This is a genomic window from Enterococcus dispar ATCC 51266 (genome assembly GCF_000406945.1).
Classification (GTDB): Bacteria; Bacillota; Bacilli; order Lactobacillales; family Enterococcaceae; genus Enterococcus_C; species Enterococcus_C dispar.
In genome coordinates, this window is record NZ_KE136354.1 from 2,197,861 (window position 1) to 2,217,675 (window position 19,815).

The 19,815-nt window shown below is 35.9% G+C and carries 19 protein-coding genes; 2 read left to right on the plus strand and 17 right to left on the minus strand.

The annotated features are described in order from the left end of the window. Positions 1 to 36 precede the first annotated feature (36 nt). The 10 genes from RK01_RS10355 to RK01_RS10405 form a co-directional block, all read right to left on the minus strand. A complete protein-coding gene (locus RK01_RS10355) occupies positions 37 to 360 on the minus strand; it encodes an ArsR/SmtB family transcription factor (RefSeq protein ID WP_016173236.1) in 324 nt (107 codons plus the stop codon). Between the two features lie 330 nt (positions 361 to 690). Further along, positions 691 to 1,047, minus strand: coding sequence for a DUF3788 family protein (locus RK01_RS10360; protein ID WP_016173237.1), 357 nt, complete (start codon positions 1,045 to 1,047; stop codon positions 691 to 693). A 178-nt stretch (positions 1,048 to 1,225) separates the two neighbouring features. Next, positions 1,226 to 2,017, minus strand: coding sequence for a class I SAM-dependent methyltransferase (locus RK01_RS10365; protein ID WP_016173238.1), 792 nt, complete (start codon positions 2,015 to 2,017; stop codon positions 1,226 to 1,228). A gap of 58 nt (positions 2,018 to 2,075) precedes the next feature. Next, positions 2,076 to 2,618, minus strand: coding sequence for a helix-turn-helix domain-containing protein (locus RK01_RS10370; RefSeq protein ID WP_016173239.1), 543 nt, complete (start codon positions 2,616 to 2,618; stop codon positions 2,076 to 2,078). 128 nt (positions 2,619 to 2,746) lie between these two features. Then, positions 2,747 to 3,286, minus strand: a complete 540-nt coding sequence (locus RK01_RS10375; RefSeq protein ID WP_229084917.1) for a DUF1697 domain-containing protein — start codon at positions 3,284 to 3,286, stop codon at positions 2,747 to 2,749. 229 nt (positions 3,287 to 3,515) lie between these two features. Next, a complete protein-coding gene (locus RK01_RS10380; RefSeq protein ID WP_016173241.1) occupies positions 3,516 to 4,337 on the minus strand; it encodes a class I SAM-dependent methyltransferase in 822 nt (273 codons plus the stop codon). A gap of 390 nt (positions 4,338 to 4,727) precedes the next feature. Next, positions 4,728 to 5,924: a DUF6179 domain-containing protein gene (locus tag RK01_RS10385; protein ID WP_016173242.1), complete on the minus strand. Its 1,197-nt coding sequence runs from the start codon at positions 5,922 to 5,924 to the stop codon at positions 4,728 to 4,730. Beyond that, a complete protein-coding gene (locus RK01_RS10390) occupies positions 5,909 to 6,352 on the minus strand; it encodes a DUF6323 family protein (RefSeq protein ID WP_016173243.1) in 444 nt (147 codons plus the stop codon). The genes RK01_RS10385 and RK01_RS10390 overlap by 16 nt, the downstream gene beginning before the upstream one ends. Before the next feature lie 896 nt (positions 6,353 to 7,248). Beyond that, entirely contained in the window at positions 7,249 to 7,869 is a 621-nt protein-coding gene (locus RK01_RS10400) for a VanZ family protein (protein ID WP_016173244.1), read from the minus strand. Positions 7,870 to 8,109: 240 nt separating this feature from the next. Further along, the gene (locus tag RK01_RS10405) at positions 8,110 to 8,694 is read right to left on the minus strand and encodes a sigma-70 RNA polymerase sigma factor region 4 domain-containing protein (RefSeq protein ID WP_016173245.1); all 585 of its coding nucleotides are present in this window, start codon (positions 8,692 to 8,694) and stop codon (positions 8,110 to 8,112) included. Positions 8,695 to 8,856: 162 nt separating this feature from the next. Between RK01_RS10405 and RK01_RS10410 the strand changes: the two genes are divergently transcribed. Continuing rightward, positions 8,857 to 9,687 (plus strand): hypothetical protein, encoded by an 831-nt coding sequence (locus RK01_RS10410; RefSeq protein WP_016173246.1) that lies wholly within the window; start codon positions 8,857 to 8,859, stop codon positions 9,685 to 9,687. A 192-nt stretch (positions 9,688 to 9,879) separates the two neighbouring features. On the opposite strand, the gene dnaB is transcribed toward RK01_RS10410, so the two are convergent. Both dnaB and RK01_RS10420 read right to left on the minus strand, forming a co-directional pair. Next, positions 9,880 to 11,253: a replicative DNA helicase gene (dnaB, locus tag RK01_RS10415; RefSeq protein ID WP_016173247.1), complete on the minus strand. Its 1,374-nt coding sequence runs from the start codon at positions 11,251 to 11,253 to the stop codon at positions 9,880 to 9,882. A 252-nt stretch (positions 11,254 to 11,505) separates the two neighbouring features. Next, positions 11,506 to 12,102: a hypothetical protein gene (locus tag RK01_RS10420; RefSeq protein ID WP_016173248.1), complete on the minus strand. Its 597-nt coding sequence runs from the start codon at positions 12,100 to 12,102 to the stop codon at positions 11,506 to 11,508. 413 nt (positions 12,103 to 12,515) lie between these two features. On the opposite strand from RK01_RS10420, the gene RK01_RS10425 reads away from it, so the two are divergent. Continuing rightward, positions 12,516 to 13,523 carry a YeiH family protein gene (locus RK01_RS10425; RefSeq protein WP_016173249.1) on the plus strand — a complete coding sequence of 336 codons (1,008 nt, stop codon included), beginning with the start codon at positions 12,516 to 12,518 and terminating at the stop codon, positions 13,521 to 13,523. Between the two features lie 95 nt (positions 13,524 to 13,618). Here RK01_RS10425 and RK01_RS10430 read toward each other — a convergent pair whose 3' ends face one another. The 5 genes from RK01_RS10430 to RK01_RS10450 are packed head-to-tail and all read right to left on the minus strand — an operon-like array spanning position 13,619 to position 19,803. Further along, positions 13,619 to 14,581 (minus strand): DUF1861 family protein, encoded by a 963-nt coding sequence (locus RK01_RS10430; protein ID WP_016173250.1) that lies wholly within the window; start codon positions 14,579 to 14,581, stop codon positions 13,619 to 13,621. Positions 14,582 to 14,590: 9 nt separating this feature from the next. Further along, positions 14,591 to 16,312 (minus strand): phospho-sugar mutase, encoded by a 1,722-nt coding sequence (locus RK01_RS10435; protein ID WP_016173251.1) that lies wholly within the window; start codon positions 16,310 to 16,312, stop codon positions 14,591 to 14,593. Between the two features lie 5 nt (positions 16,313 to 16,317). Further along, complete coding sequence (locus tag RK01_RS10440; RefSeq protein WP_016173252.1) at positions 16,318 to 17,379, minus strand: BtaManbiosPhlase; 1,062 nt, start codon at positions 17,377 to 17,379, stop codon at positions 16,318 to 16,320. A gap of 10 nt (positions 17,380 to 17,389) precedes the next feature. Then, on the minus strand, positions 17,390 to 18,289 hold the full coding sequence (locus RK01_RS10445; protein WP_016173253.1) for a DUF1861 family protein: 900 nt from the start codon (positions 18,287 to 18,289) through the stop codon (positions 17,390 to 17,392). Further along, a complete protein-coding gene (locus tag RK01_RS10450; protein WP_016173254.1) occupies positions 18,286 to 19,803 on the minus strand; it encodes an alpha-amylase family glycosyl hydrolase in 1,518 nt (505 codons plus the stop codon). Before RK01_RS10450 ends, RK01_RS10445 begins: the two co-directional genes overlap by 4 nt. Positions 19,804 to 19,815: the final 12 nt, after the last annotated feature.

Genomic DNA, 19,815 nt, shown 5'->3' on the forward strand with positions numbered 1-19,815 from the left:
ACAAAAATGCGTGTCTCTGACACAGTTTGTACTTCTTTAGCTTTCCTTGACGCAATTTTCATTTGGATAAATAGCAACCGTCTCTTCTTTTATTGAAAATAGCTGCAGCATACTCTGCATAAACGCTGTTACAAAGTGCTCTGTCAATTTGTAATGATGCCAAATTCCCTCTTTTTTCACCACCACTACGCCAGCTTTTTCCAGCACTTTCATATGATGAGATAATGTTGGCTGCGTAAAATCAAAGTGCTGTAACAAATCACAAGCACATAAACTCCCACCTGAAAGTAAATCAATAATTTTTAATCGGTTAGGATCACCTAACGCCTTTAACACAATCGTCATCTCTTCATAATTCATTTCGTTTTCTCCTATATAGATAAACATCTATATAAAAACCTAACGAATTAACTTCAGATTGTCAATGGCTACAACCGCAAAAAAAAAACCGTATCGCTCTTTAAAAGAGGATACGGTTTTTTAAACTATTAACTTTAATCACCACCAGCAGCGATTTTAGCACGATTGTAAATAGCTTCTTTTTTGGGAACGTATAGACCATTTTTGATTTTGCTAATACTCATCAGAAAAAATAACAATATATATTTGTCTAATTCACCGATTACCTGAAGCAAAATAGTAAAACGCGGTACTTTTCCTCAGCTTCTTTACTGCCATATCAGCTAGTGACTACTTTTTGGCCTGTAAGGCTTCTTTTCTAAGTTCTACTGCTAACATTACTTCATCCACATCTTCTTTATTACGCACTTCAAAAGACGTACCAGGAACTAACGCTAAAAAGTAGTCTTGTTGCGGATAAATGGTACAAAATGATCGCCCGCTTTTTTGATATTTAATATTCCAACCTCGCCAAATATTTTGATTCATTGTACAGTTGGAATAAGAAAATTTAGGTTTGATTTGATATTTTTCTTGCAAATACTGATCTAAAGCAACAAAAAGCAAGAAATTTTCGGAGCTCATAAACTCCTTGATTGCGGTTTGTGTTGGCTGTTCTGCGGATTTAAATACTTGATAGTTTAACATCTGACTTCTCCTCTCCTTTGACTAAAAAGGGAATGGAACATTTTTTACTTTAATCGGGTTTGATTCGTAACATCACACATTACCCCATACACATCAATTAGCTGTCTTCTTCGTCTTAAAACAACAAGTGACACGAACTAATAAAAACGTATTTCACTGATTACTTTTTGACCACAAGCTATTGCTTTTTAGCTGTCAGAAGAAATGATAATGGTAGGCCTTGCTTATCATAGACATCGGTTAAACCAACATCATAATCATATTCATTTAACGCTAATACGTAAAAACCATTTGTAGCTAAACTCGTAATGATTTCTGCCATCGTGTGGGAAAAACTAGTGAATGTTTTGGAATGATATGTGTTTGACATATAGCACATGCCATCATTTTCAATCCAAGGAGTGGTTCTAAAATACGAATAGCTTACCTGATTTAGTTTGTCCTGATCAAATTCTTCTTCTCCAGGTAAAGGCAACATATTCATAAAAGGATGATAATCGTGAATGAGTAAGATACCATCTTTTTTCAAACAAGCGGCTACTTTTGCAAAAAGGGTGGCTAAATCTTCAAACCAAGTAATCGCCCCAATTGTAAAAAAGATAAAATCAAATTGATTGTGATAGTCACTCGGAATATCTAAAATATTAAGCGCGACAAATTCACAATTGGTGATATTAGCCTTTAAAGCCGTGGTTCTGCCTTGTGCTAAAATATTTTCAGCAATATCAAAACCCACGCCACTTTTAGCGCCAAGTTGTAACAATGCCAACAATTCCCGCCCATTATTGCAACAAAACTGCGCAATGCGTTTGTTTTTAAAATCCATTTTTTTCAGTTCATAGGCGACATTTCTATCAAAGAAAGGTAGCTCTTCTTTCAACAGACGTTTGAAATTATCTTCCCCCCAATTTTCCTGTCGCTGTTCAAAAGCCTCTTCCCAAGCTAACTTGTTGCCTTTAATATAATCCATATTTAACTCCTTTTTGCATTCTCTTTCTCTTTTAGAGTATTCTTTTTAGCCTTTAAAATTAACGTTCCAAGATAAAATTAGTGGTGATTTTAGCGTATTCTGCAGGTGAGATCACTTGAATTTTCCCAGGATACTGTGCTTCAATTTCTTTTAATCGCGGGGTAACAGTCGGTGCTATTGCTATCATGCCGATATTTTCTTTGTTTAAAATTTCTGGCAACTCTGCTGGTTTAGCTGCTCGCCATTCATACATATGGTGGATTTTACTAAGATTGGCAATAAAATCTCTAGTTCCATAATCTTTTGCCTCTTTACCCCATTCGCTATTATTGGATGGGGTATAATTACTAACAAGAAAAATTGCTTTTTTCATGATTGTTTCCTCCTCTTTGATTGCTTTGTGGGTGACTTTAATTAATTCATCGACAGTGATTTGGAAGAATTCAGACAGTCCAATTAAATATTCAATTGTAGGTTGGCTCACGCCCCGTTCCCACTTTGAAATTGTCTGGCGGCTGATGTGAAGTTCATTAGCCAAATCATTTTGCGTGTAATGATGCAATGTGCGATAGTATTTAATATTTGCTCCAACAGCCGTCAATTCTTGTCCCTCCTTTTAATTCCACTGTAACCGCAATCATTTCTAAGAGTAAAGAACTTCTCCTGATTTTTGTGTAACTTATTCGTAGCATCCGCTTGGTAGCAAGGTTTTAGCGGGGGATTCTGGTCTTATAAGTTGGCAATCTTCCGTACAGTATTGGCTGTGCGAATTGTAATCTTGTCTTTTATTTTTTTCTTGGCGGTTTTTGACCACCAGGAAGATTTTTGATAATCTTCTCGCACAAACGACCAAAAAATCAGATTGTGATCCGAAGATTCCTGTTCTATTTGAGCATTCACATTTCCCATTGCTTGATAAAATTCAGCAAGACCAAGAGGCGGCATGAGAAAAATCAGATTGTCATAAATTTTTTTATCATCTGTGCCCCACCAATTTGGCGCATGTGCCAAAACTGCGATTAAATCTTCTTGTAAAATCGTCAATACCGGTATTTCTAATCCAAAGCGCTCATGAATCATTGCACTTATTTGTTGGGTCAGCAGCGCTGGATCTTCATTTGCCGCCGTGAAAATAATATTGCCGCTATTGAGAAAAGTAATAACATTTTGATAGCCTAACGAAACAAATCCCGCCTTTAGTACTGGCATCGCAATTTTATTTTTACCACCAACATTGATGCCCCTTAGCAAACTGATATAGCGTCTCAATGAGGTACCTCCTTCTTGAAACACTAGCATTTTTTTACAAGTCCTATAAATCAGCAAACCCCTGCATCTTTTTGTCAATTAAGAAAAAAGCTATATGATAAATTTTACCATGTAAGAAAATTATTGGCTTCTTTCAACCTATTGCTGCGTGTCTTTTTCTTCCAAAAAACCAGTCACCTAAATGTTGACTGGTTTTTATCACCTTGTGTAAAAAGGGATCGTCTTACTATTATTTTTGCACAACGAGACAAAACGTTGTACTTGCTTCATCATAGCTTGCTCCTGCGACATCTCCGAAAACCGTACTACTTGAAAAACCAATCTGGTGAAGTTCATTTTTTAATTCTGTCGGCGTGAATACTGTATCCCAAATAAAAAACTCTTTATAATGATTCGGATAAATTAAATAGTGACTTTCCAAATAGGTATTCGTATTTACATAGTGTTGATTTTTCTGCAAGTGAAGACATTTTTTACGACTCCAAAAACCGCCCACTTCAATTTCCCAAGCAGTTGAATCACCAAAACTTTGATAGTATTTTGATGTAAAAACATCAAAGATAAAAAGACCACCCGGTTTCAACAATTGGTAAATTTTGCGGAATAGCTGCTTTCGAGCTGCTGGGGAGAACACACCTAAATCACAATAAATCAGCAACACACAGTCATAAGATGCTGTGGCAAAGTCATAGTCAACATAATTTCCTAAGAAATACTGAATCGTTAGTTTTTTCTTTTTTGCTGAGGCTAGGGCGTAAGTTATACTCGCGGCAGAAAAATCAATACCTGTGATAGCATAACCTTTTAATGCTAGTTTTTCAGCATACAATCCAGGGCCGCATCCTAAGTCTAAAAGCGAACTATTCGGCGCATCTTTCATAAGTGAAGCAATCCAGTTGACTGAATCACTTATGAACAACTTCTTGCGGGAAGCGCCATCTGTTGTTTGATCCAGATGGGCCTTCAATAATTGGTGCGAAATATGCAGATCTAACCAGATAGCATCGCGGCTTTGTTGATAAAGACGTGGTTTTACGCGTAAAAATTCCATACACTCTACTCCTTATGCGTGATAATCAGACCAATGAACACAACAAAAAACGTGGATAGACGGCTCACCAAATAAACATAAAAAATCGGAAAATTTTTTAGTTTAATTGGTTTGGTCTTCTCTCCACGTTTCACTGACTTACTTTATCTTGCGTAAGGAATAGTGCGCCGGAACAAATCAGTCTCCTTTATAAAAATCTTGACTATCACTACTATCAATATACTACTTTCAAAAATACTTTTCCATTTTCTATCTGTTGCAAAAATTAACGATTGTCGCAGGTATTGGTAGAAAAGATAGCACCAATAAGCGCAACTTTACCATTATGTTGCACCATAGAAAAATTTTATTGCTGAAAAAATTGATGAACAACTCCCCACTCTGATTTTTCTAAAAGAAATCATTGCCGGCTACTTTTATTGTTGCTAAAGCCTGATTAACGCGTGTGATTTCAGCGGCAGTCATCTGTGATAGACGTTTTTTTAAAGGCAAAATTGCCTTATCTTCTGCTTTTAAAATATCATTGATTTGCAACCATTCGTTATGCTGCTCTGATTTTACCCACAGTAAAAAAGCGATGAATACTGTTAGATCAAGATAGGCTACTACTTTTGAAAATTCATTTTCAGTAAGTACTCTATCTTCACGCAGCGCGATTAAATCAAAAGGCGAGGCAATTTTTTGCGCCACTGTTTTTAAACTCATTCCTGACTCAATAGCGGCAGTTAACTGGGTATATACTAAAGCTGACATAGGTTCGGCAAAAATAATTTTATCTTGCGGCGCTTTTTTAATAAGAAGCAAGCCGCTTAAATCAGCGACATTCGTAATATGGTTTAGCTTTGTCTGCAATTTTTTTAAAGAATGTCGATAGTAACGATTTTCTTTAATGAAATTTATTTGACTTAAAGTAAGATAAATTTCGTCTTTGTGGGCAAGCAGATAAGACGCCTCATTTTCAGATAGCACTAAGGACGTATTAGAAGTAACACTCTTTGACAAAAAGATGTGGGTGAACACCTGATTGAAGATCACTTCGTAAACATTATTCACATCAACACGATAATCAATTCCCAAATCGTGACTGTATTCCTCTAGGGTTATAAGAATAACTGCTTCAGAAATATTATTCAAAAACTGCATCTCACAATAAAAATTGGTTAAATAGTGCCAAACAAAATCGATTCCTTGATACAACTGGTCATCTACCGGCTCTGCCAACTGGTAATCTAGACAAACCCCTAGGACAAGGTGAGCACCAAAATTTAAATCATATTGTTGAAAAAAATCTTTAAACCCTGTAATACTACCCTTTAATGCCTCTATTTCGTAACTTTTATATTGGATCAAGATTTTCTCATATAAAACTTTTGTCGCTTCCACCTGCTCTTGCAAAACCTGCCGGCCTTGTTGATAGCGTTCAATAAGCGAACCTGCCTCACACTTATTTAAGACAAAGTTGATAGACATTTCAATATTTTCAACATCTTCTACCGCAAGAACAGACGAGCCGCTTAAGCGGGATAAAATCACATTGATTAATAAGTCGCGATATTCTTGCTGATTATGCGTTATTCCATATTCCATAATGCTTCCCCCTCTGAAAGTAATGGATGATTTTCAAAATATCCAATTGTATTTTCCAAATCATTTTCGTAATGGGCAAAAACAGCTGCAATTTGCGCAATCAAATCTTCATCGCTGTAGGCATTATTTTCGGATGCCCGTAAATAGTAAAAAATCGCCGTCACCTCTTGCAACTCACTAACAAAAGGGTTTACGTCTAAACGCGTTTCCAAAAGCATTTCTGCCAGTTGTACCGTATTTTCCAAAGAGAAATCGATTAAATGATTTTCCATTAGTGAAATATTACGGGCTTCATAAATAGCTGTCACTTGTTTAATGGTGAGCTTGTAGCCTGCAACTTTAGTTACGCGGACCAAATCGTGTTTAAGTTTAGCGATTGCTTGAGAAGAATCACTATAAAATAACGAAAAATCATTTTTAAAATCCATCCCTATCACCCCTTTGCAGACTAAATACCACAATTGTAGTAAAAAATGCAATCTTGAATTTCAAGCAAAAATGTGGTAATATAAAGAAAAGGCAGAGATATATTCTCTGCCTTTTTAACGTTTTCTTAATATTTTTGAGTACTGATTTTTAAAAGTGAAATTTGTTTAATAACAGAAATAAAATAGTAGTATCTAGTATCTCATCTATTCTGATAAGACTTAGTGAATGGCAAAAATGCGCCGCCTAAATAATCATTTAGGTGGCATTTTTTTACACAAAAAACATTCAGCAAAACAGCACACCACAATTAGTGATAATTCCTGTAAACTATTATCCGCATACCTTACGAGGCCAAAAGTATGGCGTGAAATGAATTCCTCTACTTTTTTATTAGAAAGCCAATAACATTGCCGATCACACTGATGGGAATAAAAAAGATAAAGAAAATAAAATACCAGAAAGCTTCATTAAAATTAACAACAAATAACGTTACGAGTAATAAAGCAGAACAAAAAACAGCAAACAACAGCGCAAACTGCTTTTTATTTTTGATTTCTCTAGTAAAAAAAGACAAGAGCAAAAGTAGGGATGAAATACCACAAAGAATATAGCCAATCAATTGATTATCATCTAATTTGAATCCCACCCCATACCCTGTTGAAAAGTAGAGTGCTGCTAAATAAATACAAACATAAAGCCCAAAGACAAATTGAATTTTTAAAAATCGCTTTTTTATAATTTTTCCCCTTAAAGAATAAACAGGTTTAATCAGATATTAAGGATTCTAGGAGGATAAAACAAGTGCCCCTAGCTAGACAACTATTTAAAATTGTCTTATCGAGACAAGATTTACTCGTATCACAGACCCTAACTTACTTCCCACCTGTCTATTAATCTAAAATAAGAAAAAAACATTGAGAAAAGCTATTACTACTACAAATATCGGTAAATAGCGCGTTTGGGATTCTGGTAAGTTTGTTTTTTGGCGCCGGAAAAGTTTTGTTGCAATTTTAAAACAGCACCACCCCAGCAGTGTGCCAAAGGTATTGGTCAGTAAATCATTAATATCGGTGGCGCGATATAATGTGAAAATTTGGCTGATTTCAATTGCCAAAGAAAGGCCGCTACCTAATAATACTGTTTTACCCATTTTTTCAAAATTACGGCTCATAAACGGAATTAAAAAACCAATTGGGATAAAAACAAAGATGTTGGCAATAAAACCGGCAGAAAAACCATCCGCTAGTGGCAGCCACTCCATTTGAGGATGAATTAATCCTTCTCCAAGACTGATTAACCGGCGAAATTCGCCAATGGTGGCAATGCCAAAAATAGCATCTAAACTGATTGCTAAATAATAAAACAGCAATAATGACGGAATTAAAATGGCAATTTTGCGTGACCAGGATAATTTTAAAACGCAAATTAAAGCTGTAATCATAATCATCCCTATTAAGGCAGCGGGATTAACAAAAAGCAGCTCGTAAAAAAAGGCAAAAATTGTATAGTTGTCCATAGCTTGCTCCTTTTCTAAAAACGCTAGTGTACTATTAGAGATAGTACACTAGCGTTCACTTAGCGTCAATTGCTACTACAGTATTTCTTTCCGATTTAAACAAAATCCTAATATTTACTTTTTAGCTTTTGCACCTTTCATTTTTAACTTGCAGCCATCTTCTTCTTACAACTTTTTCCTACCAAAATGTTTCACGTGTAACAATAGAGTCACTTTTTTTAATGACAGACAAAATTTGTTTTAGGAGTTTTTCTGTGCCTCTTTAATCTGCTCTGCGACTTTTTTTCGTAATTTTTTACGATAATAAGCGCGGACTTGGCGGGAAATCTTTTTCCGCTGGTTGCTTGTGGATTTGCCACGACCACGGCGATAAAGATGGGAAAGCGTATCCTGTCCAGCTTCCTTTTTTGAGACGAATTGGCTATCTGCAAGTAAGACTGCAAAGGCATGTTGTTCCGCATTACTAAGTTGGCTAAAAATTTGTTGCAACATTTCCGCCAACTCTACGTCCGCAATAAAATCAAAATCTGATGCAATTTGGGCAGCCTGGTCGTTTTCTAAAGTTTCGGGTCGGGCTTTTAGATATTTACGGCGACAATCTTGACACAACCACTGAAAACGGCGAAACAGGTAACTGTTATTGTAGTCTTCTTTAAAAACTTCCAAATCTCTGTAATCATGTAAAAGCTCAATCAGGTTAAAACGCATTTCTTGCAAACAATCATCATATTCACTGTGATCGGGATAAATTTGTTCTCTTGTCAAAACACGACGAAATAAAGAATCGTAATCCGCTAAGGCTTCATTCATCAGCTGTTCTTTCATCATTTTTCCTCTTTTATTTTATTCCGGCCGGTAATATCATTTTAGAAAATCTTGTTTTACCCGTTGGCACGAAAAAAATGTGCAAAAGTTGATTTGTGAAAATAAACTAGCAAAATAATGCGTATTTTTATTTAGAAGTATCTTGGGAAAGGAAGCGATAATATGGATAATATGTCTTATGTTCCGATTGATGAAAACCGTTTGAAATTTCACCTGCGGGAGGAAATAAATCACGTCCGCCAACAGATTGCGCCTTTTTTACCACATCGGCATTTTGTTTTAACCAAAGAGTCACGTCTGCAATTAGCTGCCCATTTAATTCCTCATGCTGAACTTACACCCTGTAAAATTTACTATGCTTTAATTCCCTTTGAAAAACAAAAACAGCAGTATTCATTTGTTTTTAGTAATGAAGGGGTATCGTTGGTTTATGGTAATCCGACGCAGCTAATGATGAAAAAAATTATTCCTTTGTATCGTTGCCAAGATAGCAGAATTTTCTTTGAAACAGTCGCACATTTATACAATTTTAAAAAAGCACCCTTTGCTACTCGTGATTTTTGTCTTATGCCGTTAACGAGCAGCAAACTTTCACCTAAAAATACGGTTTGGCTCAATCCAGTTATTTTAGCTGACTTTTATACCAAAAATCATCAAGCTTATGTCTCCACTTTATTGGGATTTGATTGCATGATTCCAATTAAACGCCCTGCCTTAGTGAATTGTATGAGTAAAGCCTTTATTTTACATGCTCAAATAAAAAAAGAAGAAAACTACGAACGCTTTACGCATCTGGACTCAGCGGCCCATTATTTGGGGATTGCGCCCACGCCTTTAATTAATTGTGCCTGCCAAAAAATTGACTGCGGCAATCGTATTTGGCCTAATCACTTTTTTTACCCTTTTTATGATAAATTACGACGCGAAAAAGAAGTGCAATTGTTATGTGAAGAATACGAAGAATGGTATAGCCAAAAAAAGAAGAAACGCTAAATGGACCCATTTGGTGCTCAAGCAATAAGATGAATTCTTGATACATTCCTCTTTCATTTTTGAATTTTCCCGAAGAGTTGCTGCCTGTGGGGGAAAATAAGAAAAGCGTATCCATAATATTTCTTGTAAAAATCCTATCATCTTTTTGCCTACAAAAAAGGTGCCAGCTATCTCTAGCTGGCACCTTTTCTATTACATGGCATCATCACGTAAGGATAATGAAGAAAACTTGTTATATTCTTTAATGAACATCAACTCAACTGTCCCTCTGGCACCCGAACGGTTTTTTTCGATAATCACTTCGATAATGTTATCTCTGGTGTCATCTTGTTCATCTGGATCATCTGAATCTCGCTGATAATAATCATCACGGTATAAAAAGGCGACGATATCCGCATCTTGTTCAATCGAACCTGACTCCCGAATATCCGACATGACAGGTCGTTTATCCTGTCGCTGTTCCACCCCACGAGAAAGCTGGGAGAGAGCAATTACGGGGACTTTTAATTCTTTAGCTAATTTTTTTAGTTGGCGAGAGATTTCCGAAACTTCTTGTTGCCGATTTTCACGACCCGTTCCTTCAATCAACTGTAAGTAGTCAATTAAAATCAACCCTAAATCTTTTTTCTCTTGCGCTAGGCGCCGACAACGGGCACGAATTTCGGAAACTTTAATCCCTGGAGTATCATCAATAAAAATGCTGGCCCGCGACAAACTTCCCATTGCCACTACCAAATTACCCCATTCTTCATCCGTTAGCTGCCCTGTTTTTAAATGCCCTGCGTCAATTAATCCTTCGGCACATAACATCCGCTTAACCAAAGACTCTGCATCCATTTCCAAACTAAAAATAGCCACCGAAGCATCCGTTTTCGTTCCAATATTTTGGGCAATATTTAAAGCGAAAGCTGTTTTACCGACAGCCGGACGGGCCGCTAAGATAATCAATTCTCCTTGTTGCAATCCTGCGGTCATTTTATCTAAAGCTGGATAACCGGTTGGGATACCGGTGATTTCTTCATCATTTTGTGCTAATTGATCGATATTGCGAAATGTTTCTTGTAAGACATCTTCAATCGCTTGAAAGCCAATACTATTGCGGCGCTCGGAAACTTCTAAAATGCCCCGTTCTGCATCTTCGACAATAGCAGAGACATCTTCATCTTGCTCATAACCTGCTGCCACAATTTTATTTGCCGCTTGAATTAAATTACGTAATAAGGCTTTATCCGCCACAATTTTCGCATAAAAACTAATACTGCCAGCATAAGGAGTGGCTTGGGAAAGCTCCACTAAGTAACCCACACTGCCGACATCTTCTAACGCATTGCCCCGCTCCAATTCTGCTTTTAACGTCACCACGTCGATAGCTTCATTGCGATCAAACAAATTAATCATCGCTTGATAGATTAATTGATGGCGCCGTTGATAAAAATCTTTGGCACCTAAAACTTCCATCGCATTAATCAGCTCATCGGGAGCCAAAAAAATTGAACCTAAAACAGCCTGCTCCGCTTGGATATCTTGGGGCGGCATGCGGTCTTGCCACATATCTTCTACTGCCATAATTATAATCGCTCCTAAAAGTTTTCAGTCTACTAATTTTACATAACTTTCAGTAAAAGTACAATAAGCGTAAAAGACTATTAACATAATGATTTTTTATGATAGCCTACTTACTCAATTGAAAATAAGCACACAAAATAAAAAATCTATTGGATGTTTGTTATATTTACCCATTTTGTCAGTGGAGGAAGGACTTGTTTTGTATAACCATTTAAACCCTGATTTTTTAACTCCAAGCTAGAAACAGTCTTGTCATGATTTACAAATTTTTTTTTGAGCAAAGGTTGCAGTATTACTTGTTGTTACCAATGACTGTTCACTAAAATTTCTCAACTTTACTTTTTCAGGTGATAAGCTTCCCATAGATGCTTTTGAATCGTAAAAAAACGTCAATGGTTGGGCATCAGTGAAAAGATAAATATCTTCATTTTTTTGGATAAAGGCAATATTTTCAAAAGAGTAATCCTGAGAAGTAAATAAATCTTTTAATTCCGCTACCAAAAAACCACTTAAATTGGTTTGCCAAGACTGATGAGTACGGTAGCCTATCACAGTCTTGACTAACTTTTTATTGACATAAAAAGGAAAACAAAAAGTTGTTTCATTTAAGTCATCATTAAAAATCGAAAAAGGTTTACCCAGTGCCTGATGCTGGTCGCTAATTTTGTCATCTACAGCCAACATGGCACTGTAATAGGGTAAACGAAACATAACCAGTTGGACTAACTCTTGTGGTGGTTCTTCAGTTAAGATGGTGACATTATCTTCGGTGGCAAGTACTGTGGGCTGCGAGAAAAACATCGTGCTACTCATTGCTAAAAAAATAAATGTTCCAATTATTTTTTTCATAAAACGCCTGCTCCTTCAATATTGATTTCAAATATAGCATTCATTCCTATGACAATTCATTATTAATTTAAATTTACAATTACACTCCTTTTAAGCAAAGGAAAAATTATTTCCTGACTAAAATCATTGCCTATTTTGTTGATCAATGTCAGTAACTAACCGCATTGTTCGGATTTTTTATGAATGCTGCTTTATTATGGTCGCCATTAAAATCAGTGTGATTAATCAGTACGCACTCGTTTTTTCTCACTACCAGGAGTAAAAGTTTTCTAACTACTAAAAGATTACAATCACTTTCATTATATTTTTCTATTTTAGCTATTAAGTGGATAAATCGTAAAAATTAAAATAACATGTATAATGAATTGTGTTGCTTAAAAAAAGAAATCTCATTGATAGAAAGGAACGCACGTATGTCTGTTGACGCTTTAAAAAAAAATAAAACAATTTTACCCGGCTTTTTCTTATCCTTAGCCGTAGCAATTATCGCAAAGCTAGTAGCCATTTTACTGCCGCAACTTGGAGGAGCTACTTTAGCAATCTTACTTGGTATCATTTTGGGAAACACTTTCTTTAAACAACCCCAATTAGCCGCCGGCACAAAATTTTCTGAGAGTCGTTTATTGGAATACTCGGTGGTCTTACTTGGATTTACCGTCACTTTTCAAACAATCAGCGAAATGGGTATTAAGGGGTTACTATATGTCATTTTAATGATGAGTACGGTGATTATCGGTGCTTATACATTAGGACGCAAACTTGGGTTCAATGAAAAAATGGCCTTAATGATGGCCGGTGGAAATGCCGTTTGTGGCTCATCTGCGATTGGTGCAATTGCCCCTGCCATTGAAGCCGAAGACACAGAAAAAGGCCAGATTATCACGCTGGTTAATTTACTGGGGACTGTCATGATGCTCACCTTGCCATTTTTAGGAATTCACCTGTTTGGAGATAACTTATTAGCCAAAAGTGCCCTTCTAGGCGGAACTTTGCAATCTGTCGGCCAAGTCGTGGCGGGTGCTAGCTTGGTCAATGCGGAAACGGTCCAGTTTTCAATGCTTTTCAAAATCACACGTATCATCTTTTTAGTCGTGGTGGTTTTTATTTTTGAACAAAAAGTTGCCCGTGATGGGATCGTGACAGCAAAAAAAGCTAAAAAAAAACTTCCAATTCCTTGGTATGTACTTGGCTTTTTAATTATCTGTATCGTGAATAGTTTTTTGCCATTACCGGATTTGATTAATCAAGTTGCCCATTTCATCAGCACTTGGTTTGAAACGATTGCCTTGGCTGCGATTGGTTTACGTTTAGATTTTCGTAAATTCCTAAAAGAAGGCCCGCGCTTTTTACTTTATGGCTTATCAGTCGGCGCAGTCCAAACGATTGCTGCTTTATTCTTTATCTTTCTTTTACACATCTAGAAGGGCGCTTACTAAGTTAATCTCTATCTTATAAAAAATTTTTCTCTTTTAATTCATTAAAAGCCCATAGCAAAACTTGCTATGGGCTTCATACATTAATTAACTAGATATTGCTTTTCAACTAATCTTCCATGACCTTTAAAAGGGTACGAAATTGTCAAAACACCCTCACAAGTATCAGCTAAACCTGAATATAATTCACAAAAATCATCATTATGATAAATCATCCCGGAAGGAAAACAGCAATCTTGCAAAAATTCGCGTTTCGCTGGTGCTGCTGGATAACAATTTCTTGTTCCAATAATTTGATAGTCGTCTATTTTTAGTGTTAGCGGATCCAAGACAAAAGACATAATAGTGTAAACACTTTGATCATCTTGCTTAAAGGATAAATGGCCAATTACACCAATTTTTCCTGTATCCAATAAAAATGCTTGATTGACACCGCCCCATTCTAAGTCGGCAAACAAATTAGGCAATATTTGTGCTTGGTTAATTTTTTCAGCAGTCAACTCTTGTAAATTATCAATAATGGTAAAACCAATTAATGATTCACTACCATATGCATCAATTAACTTTTTATCGCGTGGTCGCGAAAAAACCCCGATTCGACCATCCGCAAGTGGAACAATGCGAATATCTTTCATATTTCTTGGCCCTGTCGTAAAGTATTTCAAATTATCTAGTTGTTTGCCATAATAGAAATAACCATAATAAGTGTCTAAAACATCTTCTTGTTTTACTTGAACATGGGTACCACCGAGGACAAAATCGTCTACAATTTTAGCAATATATGGATCTTCCAATTGGTAAATCATCGAATCTTTAACCAGTTCCCAATAATTTTTCTGTGTCCTTGTAAAGAGTCTCACCCATGAACGCATCCACTCCTCGCGGCGCTCAATGCGACCAAACATATACCAATCGTTGTCAACTTTAAAAGGTTGCGAACAATTATAAACATCAAAATCTTCCACACCTGAAAAAGTTAAGATTTCCCCTTTTAAGTTATCTAAAATACTAGCCTCAAATTCTCGCTTTCGCTTTTCTGCTTTCATATAATCACCTTATATTTCTGTCAGCATTTGATGAAAATCTGTTTTTAAAGCTTGTAGTTTTTCTTTTGCCGACTGCTTTGAAATAGCATTTACGGAGTAATAAATTTTAAATTTGGGTTCTGTGCCAGATGGTCTAACACAAACCCAAGATCCATCTGCTAAAATCAATTTTATGACATTGGATTGGGGCAAGGTCAGTTCTATTATCTTTTTTGTCTGTAAATCTTTTTTCGTCCCTAATTCGTAATCCTCTTTATATAGAACTGACGCATTAGCTAATTGCGATATTTCTTTTTGACGTAATCGCTCAACTAGTTGTACCATTTCAGTAATGCCATCTTTTCCTGGAAAACTTTTTGTTTCCAAATCTTCTACAAAATAGCCATATTCTTGATAAATTTCATCTAAACGATCTAACAATGTCTTACCAGCTAGCTTACAAACAAGTGCAACTTCTGCTAATAACGTTGCGGCCTGAATCGCATCTTTATCCCTTACAAAAGGAGAGATTAGATAGCCAAAACTTTCTTCATAACCAAAGAGAAATTTTTTATCTTGTTTTTGTTCAGATAATTCGATTTGTTCACCAATAAATTTAAAACCCGTTAACGTATTTCGGACTTGAATTCCATTTTTTTCCGCAATTTTTGTACCTAAATCAGAAGTAACAATTGTTTTTGATAAAAAATAATCGCCAAGATTTGTGGTTGATTTTTGTTGAATCAAATAATCTAAGAGTAAAACACCAATTTGATTACCATTTAAATAGATAGGTTCGTTTTGTTTAAAAACAACCACCCCTAAACGATCGGCATCCGGGTCAGTAGCAATTAATAGATCGGCAGAATTTTCCTTTGCTTCTTCCAATGCCAAAGCAAATGCCGCTTGGTCTTCAGGATTAGGGGAAACAACCGTAGAGAAATTGGGGTCTGGCTCTTGTTGCGCGGCAACAATTCTTAAATTTTCAAAACCAAAAGTTGAAAAAGCTTTTTTGATTAAAACTTTCCCTGTCCCATGAAGTGGGGTGTAAATAATGGCAAGATTTTTTCCTTCTTTTGCAACGAGGTTTTGATTTTGTATAACAGCTTTTAATTCTTCTACATACCACTGATCAACTTCACCTGAAAATATGGTAATCAGTTCATTTTCTTCGTAATAAGATTGAGATTTAGCAGTTATTGTAAATTCATTGGTAATATTTTCTAATATCGACATCAGACGCTTAGCTGTTTCTAAGGTAATCTGACCGCCATCAGAACCGTATACTTTAAAGCCGTTGTATTGTTTAGGATTGTGACTAGCCGTTATCATAACGCCTGCAAAAGCATGATAATGCCGAACGAGATAAGAAAGTTCCGGAGTAGGACGTAACTTATCTGACAGAAAAACTTTAATGCCATAAGATGCCAAGATACGGGCAGTCCATTGGGCGAACTCTCTTGATTTGTGCCGATTATCATATGAAATTACTACACCACGTTGACAAGCCGTAATTCCTTTTTCTTCAATATAGCCGGCTAACCCCAAAGCAACGCGCTTAATCGTATAATTATTGATTCGATTCGTGCCAACTCCTAGTTCTCCTCGCATACCACCTGTGCCAAACTCCAGATAACGATAAAAACGATCTTCTAAATCAACTGGACTAGTCACTTGATCTAATTCATTTTTTAAGTCTAAATCTAAATCTTCAAAATTTTGCCATTCTTGTAATTTTTCTTGCCAATTCATTCTTTCTAACCTTCTTTTATTTGTTGAATAATTTCGGCAATAGAAAATGTACAACCTGCCATTGATGTATCAGCAACACCGTAATACATGGTTAATTGATCATCTTTTACTATGCCACCAGATCCAAAAACAACATCACTAAAGAAACCATTCTTTTCATATACTGCATCTGGTTCCATAATTGGCTTTTTAGAGCGAGCTAAAACTTTAGTAGGATCTTCTAAATCTAATAAGGCAGCTCCCATACAGTAGCGATGTTCTGGCGTGGCGCCATGATAAAGAACTAACCAACCTTCTGCCGTTTTAATTGGTACTAACCCACCACCAACACGACCACTATCCCAAGAATCAGGACGAATACCGATTAAATGCTGATGGTGTCCCCAGCTTTCTAAATCCGGAGAAGACGCAATCCAGATATCATAATTACCGATACTTTTTAGTGAAGGTCTATGAAGTGCATAATACTTTCCATTGATTTTCTCAGGGAAAATCAATACGTCCTTATTTTCTGGTGCAAAAATATTTCCTAAATCTTGATAGCTTTTAAAATCTTTTGTAGCAATTAATGAATCACACACGCCAACTGGTGATACCGAGCTGAAATTAACGTAATAAGTATCGCCAATTTTTGTACAACGGGCATCTTCAATCCCGTAACTTTGATACTCATTAAACGGGTATAAAAACGCAGTATCATCAACAGTAAAATGATGTCCATCTTTGCTACGAGCAATACGAATATAAGAAATAGAGGTCAAATAAGCAAAGCTATCCAGCTTGTCTTTATGACGAATCATACGCGGATCTTCAAAATTATATTCTGAATTATTACGATTGAATTCGATAATTGTCATTTCTTTTTTGTGTGTATCATAAACTGGCGCTTTAATAATTTCAGGATTTTTTGAGATAGGTCTTTCTGCTACGCGCAGTAATAGCAATACTTCATCATTATATTTGGCAACGCCACCATTAAAAGCACCAATCACTTCATAACCTTCATGAAGAGGGCTCACATCAGCTGGCGTAATTAACGGATTTTCTGTAAAACGATCTATTTTCATGTCATAACCTCTATCTAAACGGATTTTCAATCTCTAATTTTTGGGCACCAGCATCACTAATACCCGCATATATCTCGGCTTTTTGATCTTTTAGCACAATACCACCACTAAACACTACATCGCCTAAATCAGCTCGCTTAGCAGGACCAGCTGCAAAGTCTTTTCTTTCTGCAATAATTTTGGCATTTTTCATAGCCAAGTTTTCTAAATCTAATTCAAAAGACATGGCATAATAATGGCGATTGTTATCTGCATCAAAATTAGCAATATGACCTAAAACCCAAATAGTATCTTCTATTTGGTGAATTTCGTTGGCACCACCCCACTGAATTTCCGTAAATTGATTTTCTAGGAGTGGCGCACTTTCAATTCGTTCAACAGATAAATCTGTTAAATTGTCAATTACAAAAGTACCGATTTTTCCTCTACCACCTTTTGTTCCTTGTGGTCTGGTTAATACAAGAATCTTCCCATTATTTAATTGTTTTAAACGTAAATCCTTCATTCCCCAAGGACCCGCGAAAATTTGTACAGCATTTTGAACGGACACTAGCCGGTAAAACACAGTTCGCCATTTAGCATGTCCGGAAGGGAAAAAGTTTACCTCCACACCACCTAAAATGATGTAACCATCAATTTTTGTAAAAAAGGGATCTTGTAAAGGTAAACGAATACTATCTTTAATTGGAACCCATATATTCTCTTCGCTTTCTGTAAATAAAACGATTTCTGAATGCTCATCATCTCTTGACTCAACTCTGCCAGCAAGCATTATTTGTCCTTCTAGTACAAATGGCGCTGTAATATTATAAACGTCTTTTTCTCCCACATCTTTAAATGTTAAAACGGAGGCTTTAGAAGGAAATTGTTTTTCTCTGTATTTTTTTAATAATTCTTCTGCGTAAATCATTTAATTCTCTTTCCTATCCAACCTGCTCTTTGAGGCAAGTAAATTTTATTTTTTTCAAAATATGGCAGATTATATGACCATAAAGTTTGCCATGCTGTCTGTTTTGTTAATTCAACTTGATGCGCTTTCTCAGAAAAATTTAGTATGACTTGAATATCACCGCTGAAATAAGAAAGAAGGTCCTTTTTCACTTGAATATTTTCTAAAGGTAAGAATGGTCCTTCTTTACGTCGTAGTCCAATTAGTTCTTGGTACCACGTGAAAATTTCTTTTTCCGCTGCATTAACTTTTGCCATTCCAATCCAGCCATTTTTATTTTCAGGGAAAGGTAACATACCTCTGGAACGATCACGATTAACCAGGTTTGCTTGATCTAAAGCTTTCACGTTATCCCAATTTGGTAGTATCTCAAAATACTTATTCTTTGCTTGAATATCACGAATATCTGAAAAATTAGCTGGTAAGAAATCACCTAAACCTAATTCTTCCCCTTGAAATAAAAAGGGTACACCATGATTTATTATTAATAAAACAATCAACAAGTGATAAATATCTTTATTTTTATCTGCCAAACGTTCCCAAGATCGACTCATATCATGACTATTAAAAAAGAGTGTTGGTAATTGTTCTGCGACAGAGTTCATGGCTTTATACTGTTCTCCAAAGTAATCTAAGCGCAGCTCATTTTGACTACCTAAATTAAAATTAAAAGCGGTATCAAATAATTCCGATCCAATATATTGATTAATAACTGTAAGATTATCAGAGCTAATTTCAGCAACGGTAAACAATTCCGGATTACATTTTTTAATATACGTATTGATTTCTTTTAAGATGTCTAGAACACCTGGTTGATTTACATCGTTTTGATGAACCTGCCGACCTATTTCGTCCATAGGATTATCTTTAAAATCCTCGCTTACAGTCAAATTATTAATCACATCAAAACGAAAACCATCTATTCCTTTTTCAATCCAAAAATCTAATATTTGAATGATAGCTCGCTTTACTGCTGGATTGTGCCAATTCAAATCAGCTTGTTCTTTGGCAAAACTGTGATAATAATATTGCCGACTTTTTTCATCATATTCCCATGCTGATCCACCAAAAAAGCTTTCCCAATTATTTGGCTCATCTTTCCATACATACCAGTCTCTTTTTTCAGATTCGACACTTTCTAAAGCTGATTGAAACCAAGGATGTTGCGTCGATGTGTGATTAAAAACAACATCAATAATGATACGTAAACCATATTTTTTTGCTGTATTAATCAATTTTTCAAAATCTTCTAGCGAGCCGTATTGATTATCTACATTACAGTAATCAGCCACATCATATCCATTGTCAATTTTGGGAGAGGGATAAAAAGGGGTCAGCCAAAGTGCATCTATTCCTAATTGCTTCAAGTAAGGCAATTTTTCTCTTATTCCGTTAAAATCCCCAATGCCATCACAATTGCTATCTGCAAAAGAAGGAAGATAAATTTCATAAAAAACTGCTTTTTCCCACCACATATTTTCTTACTC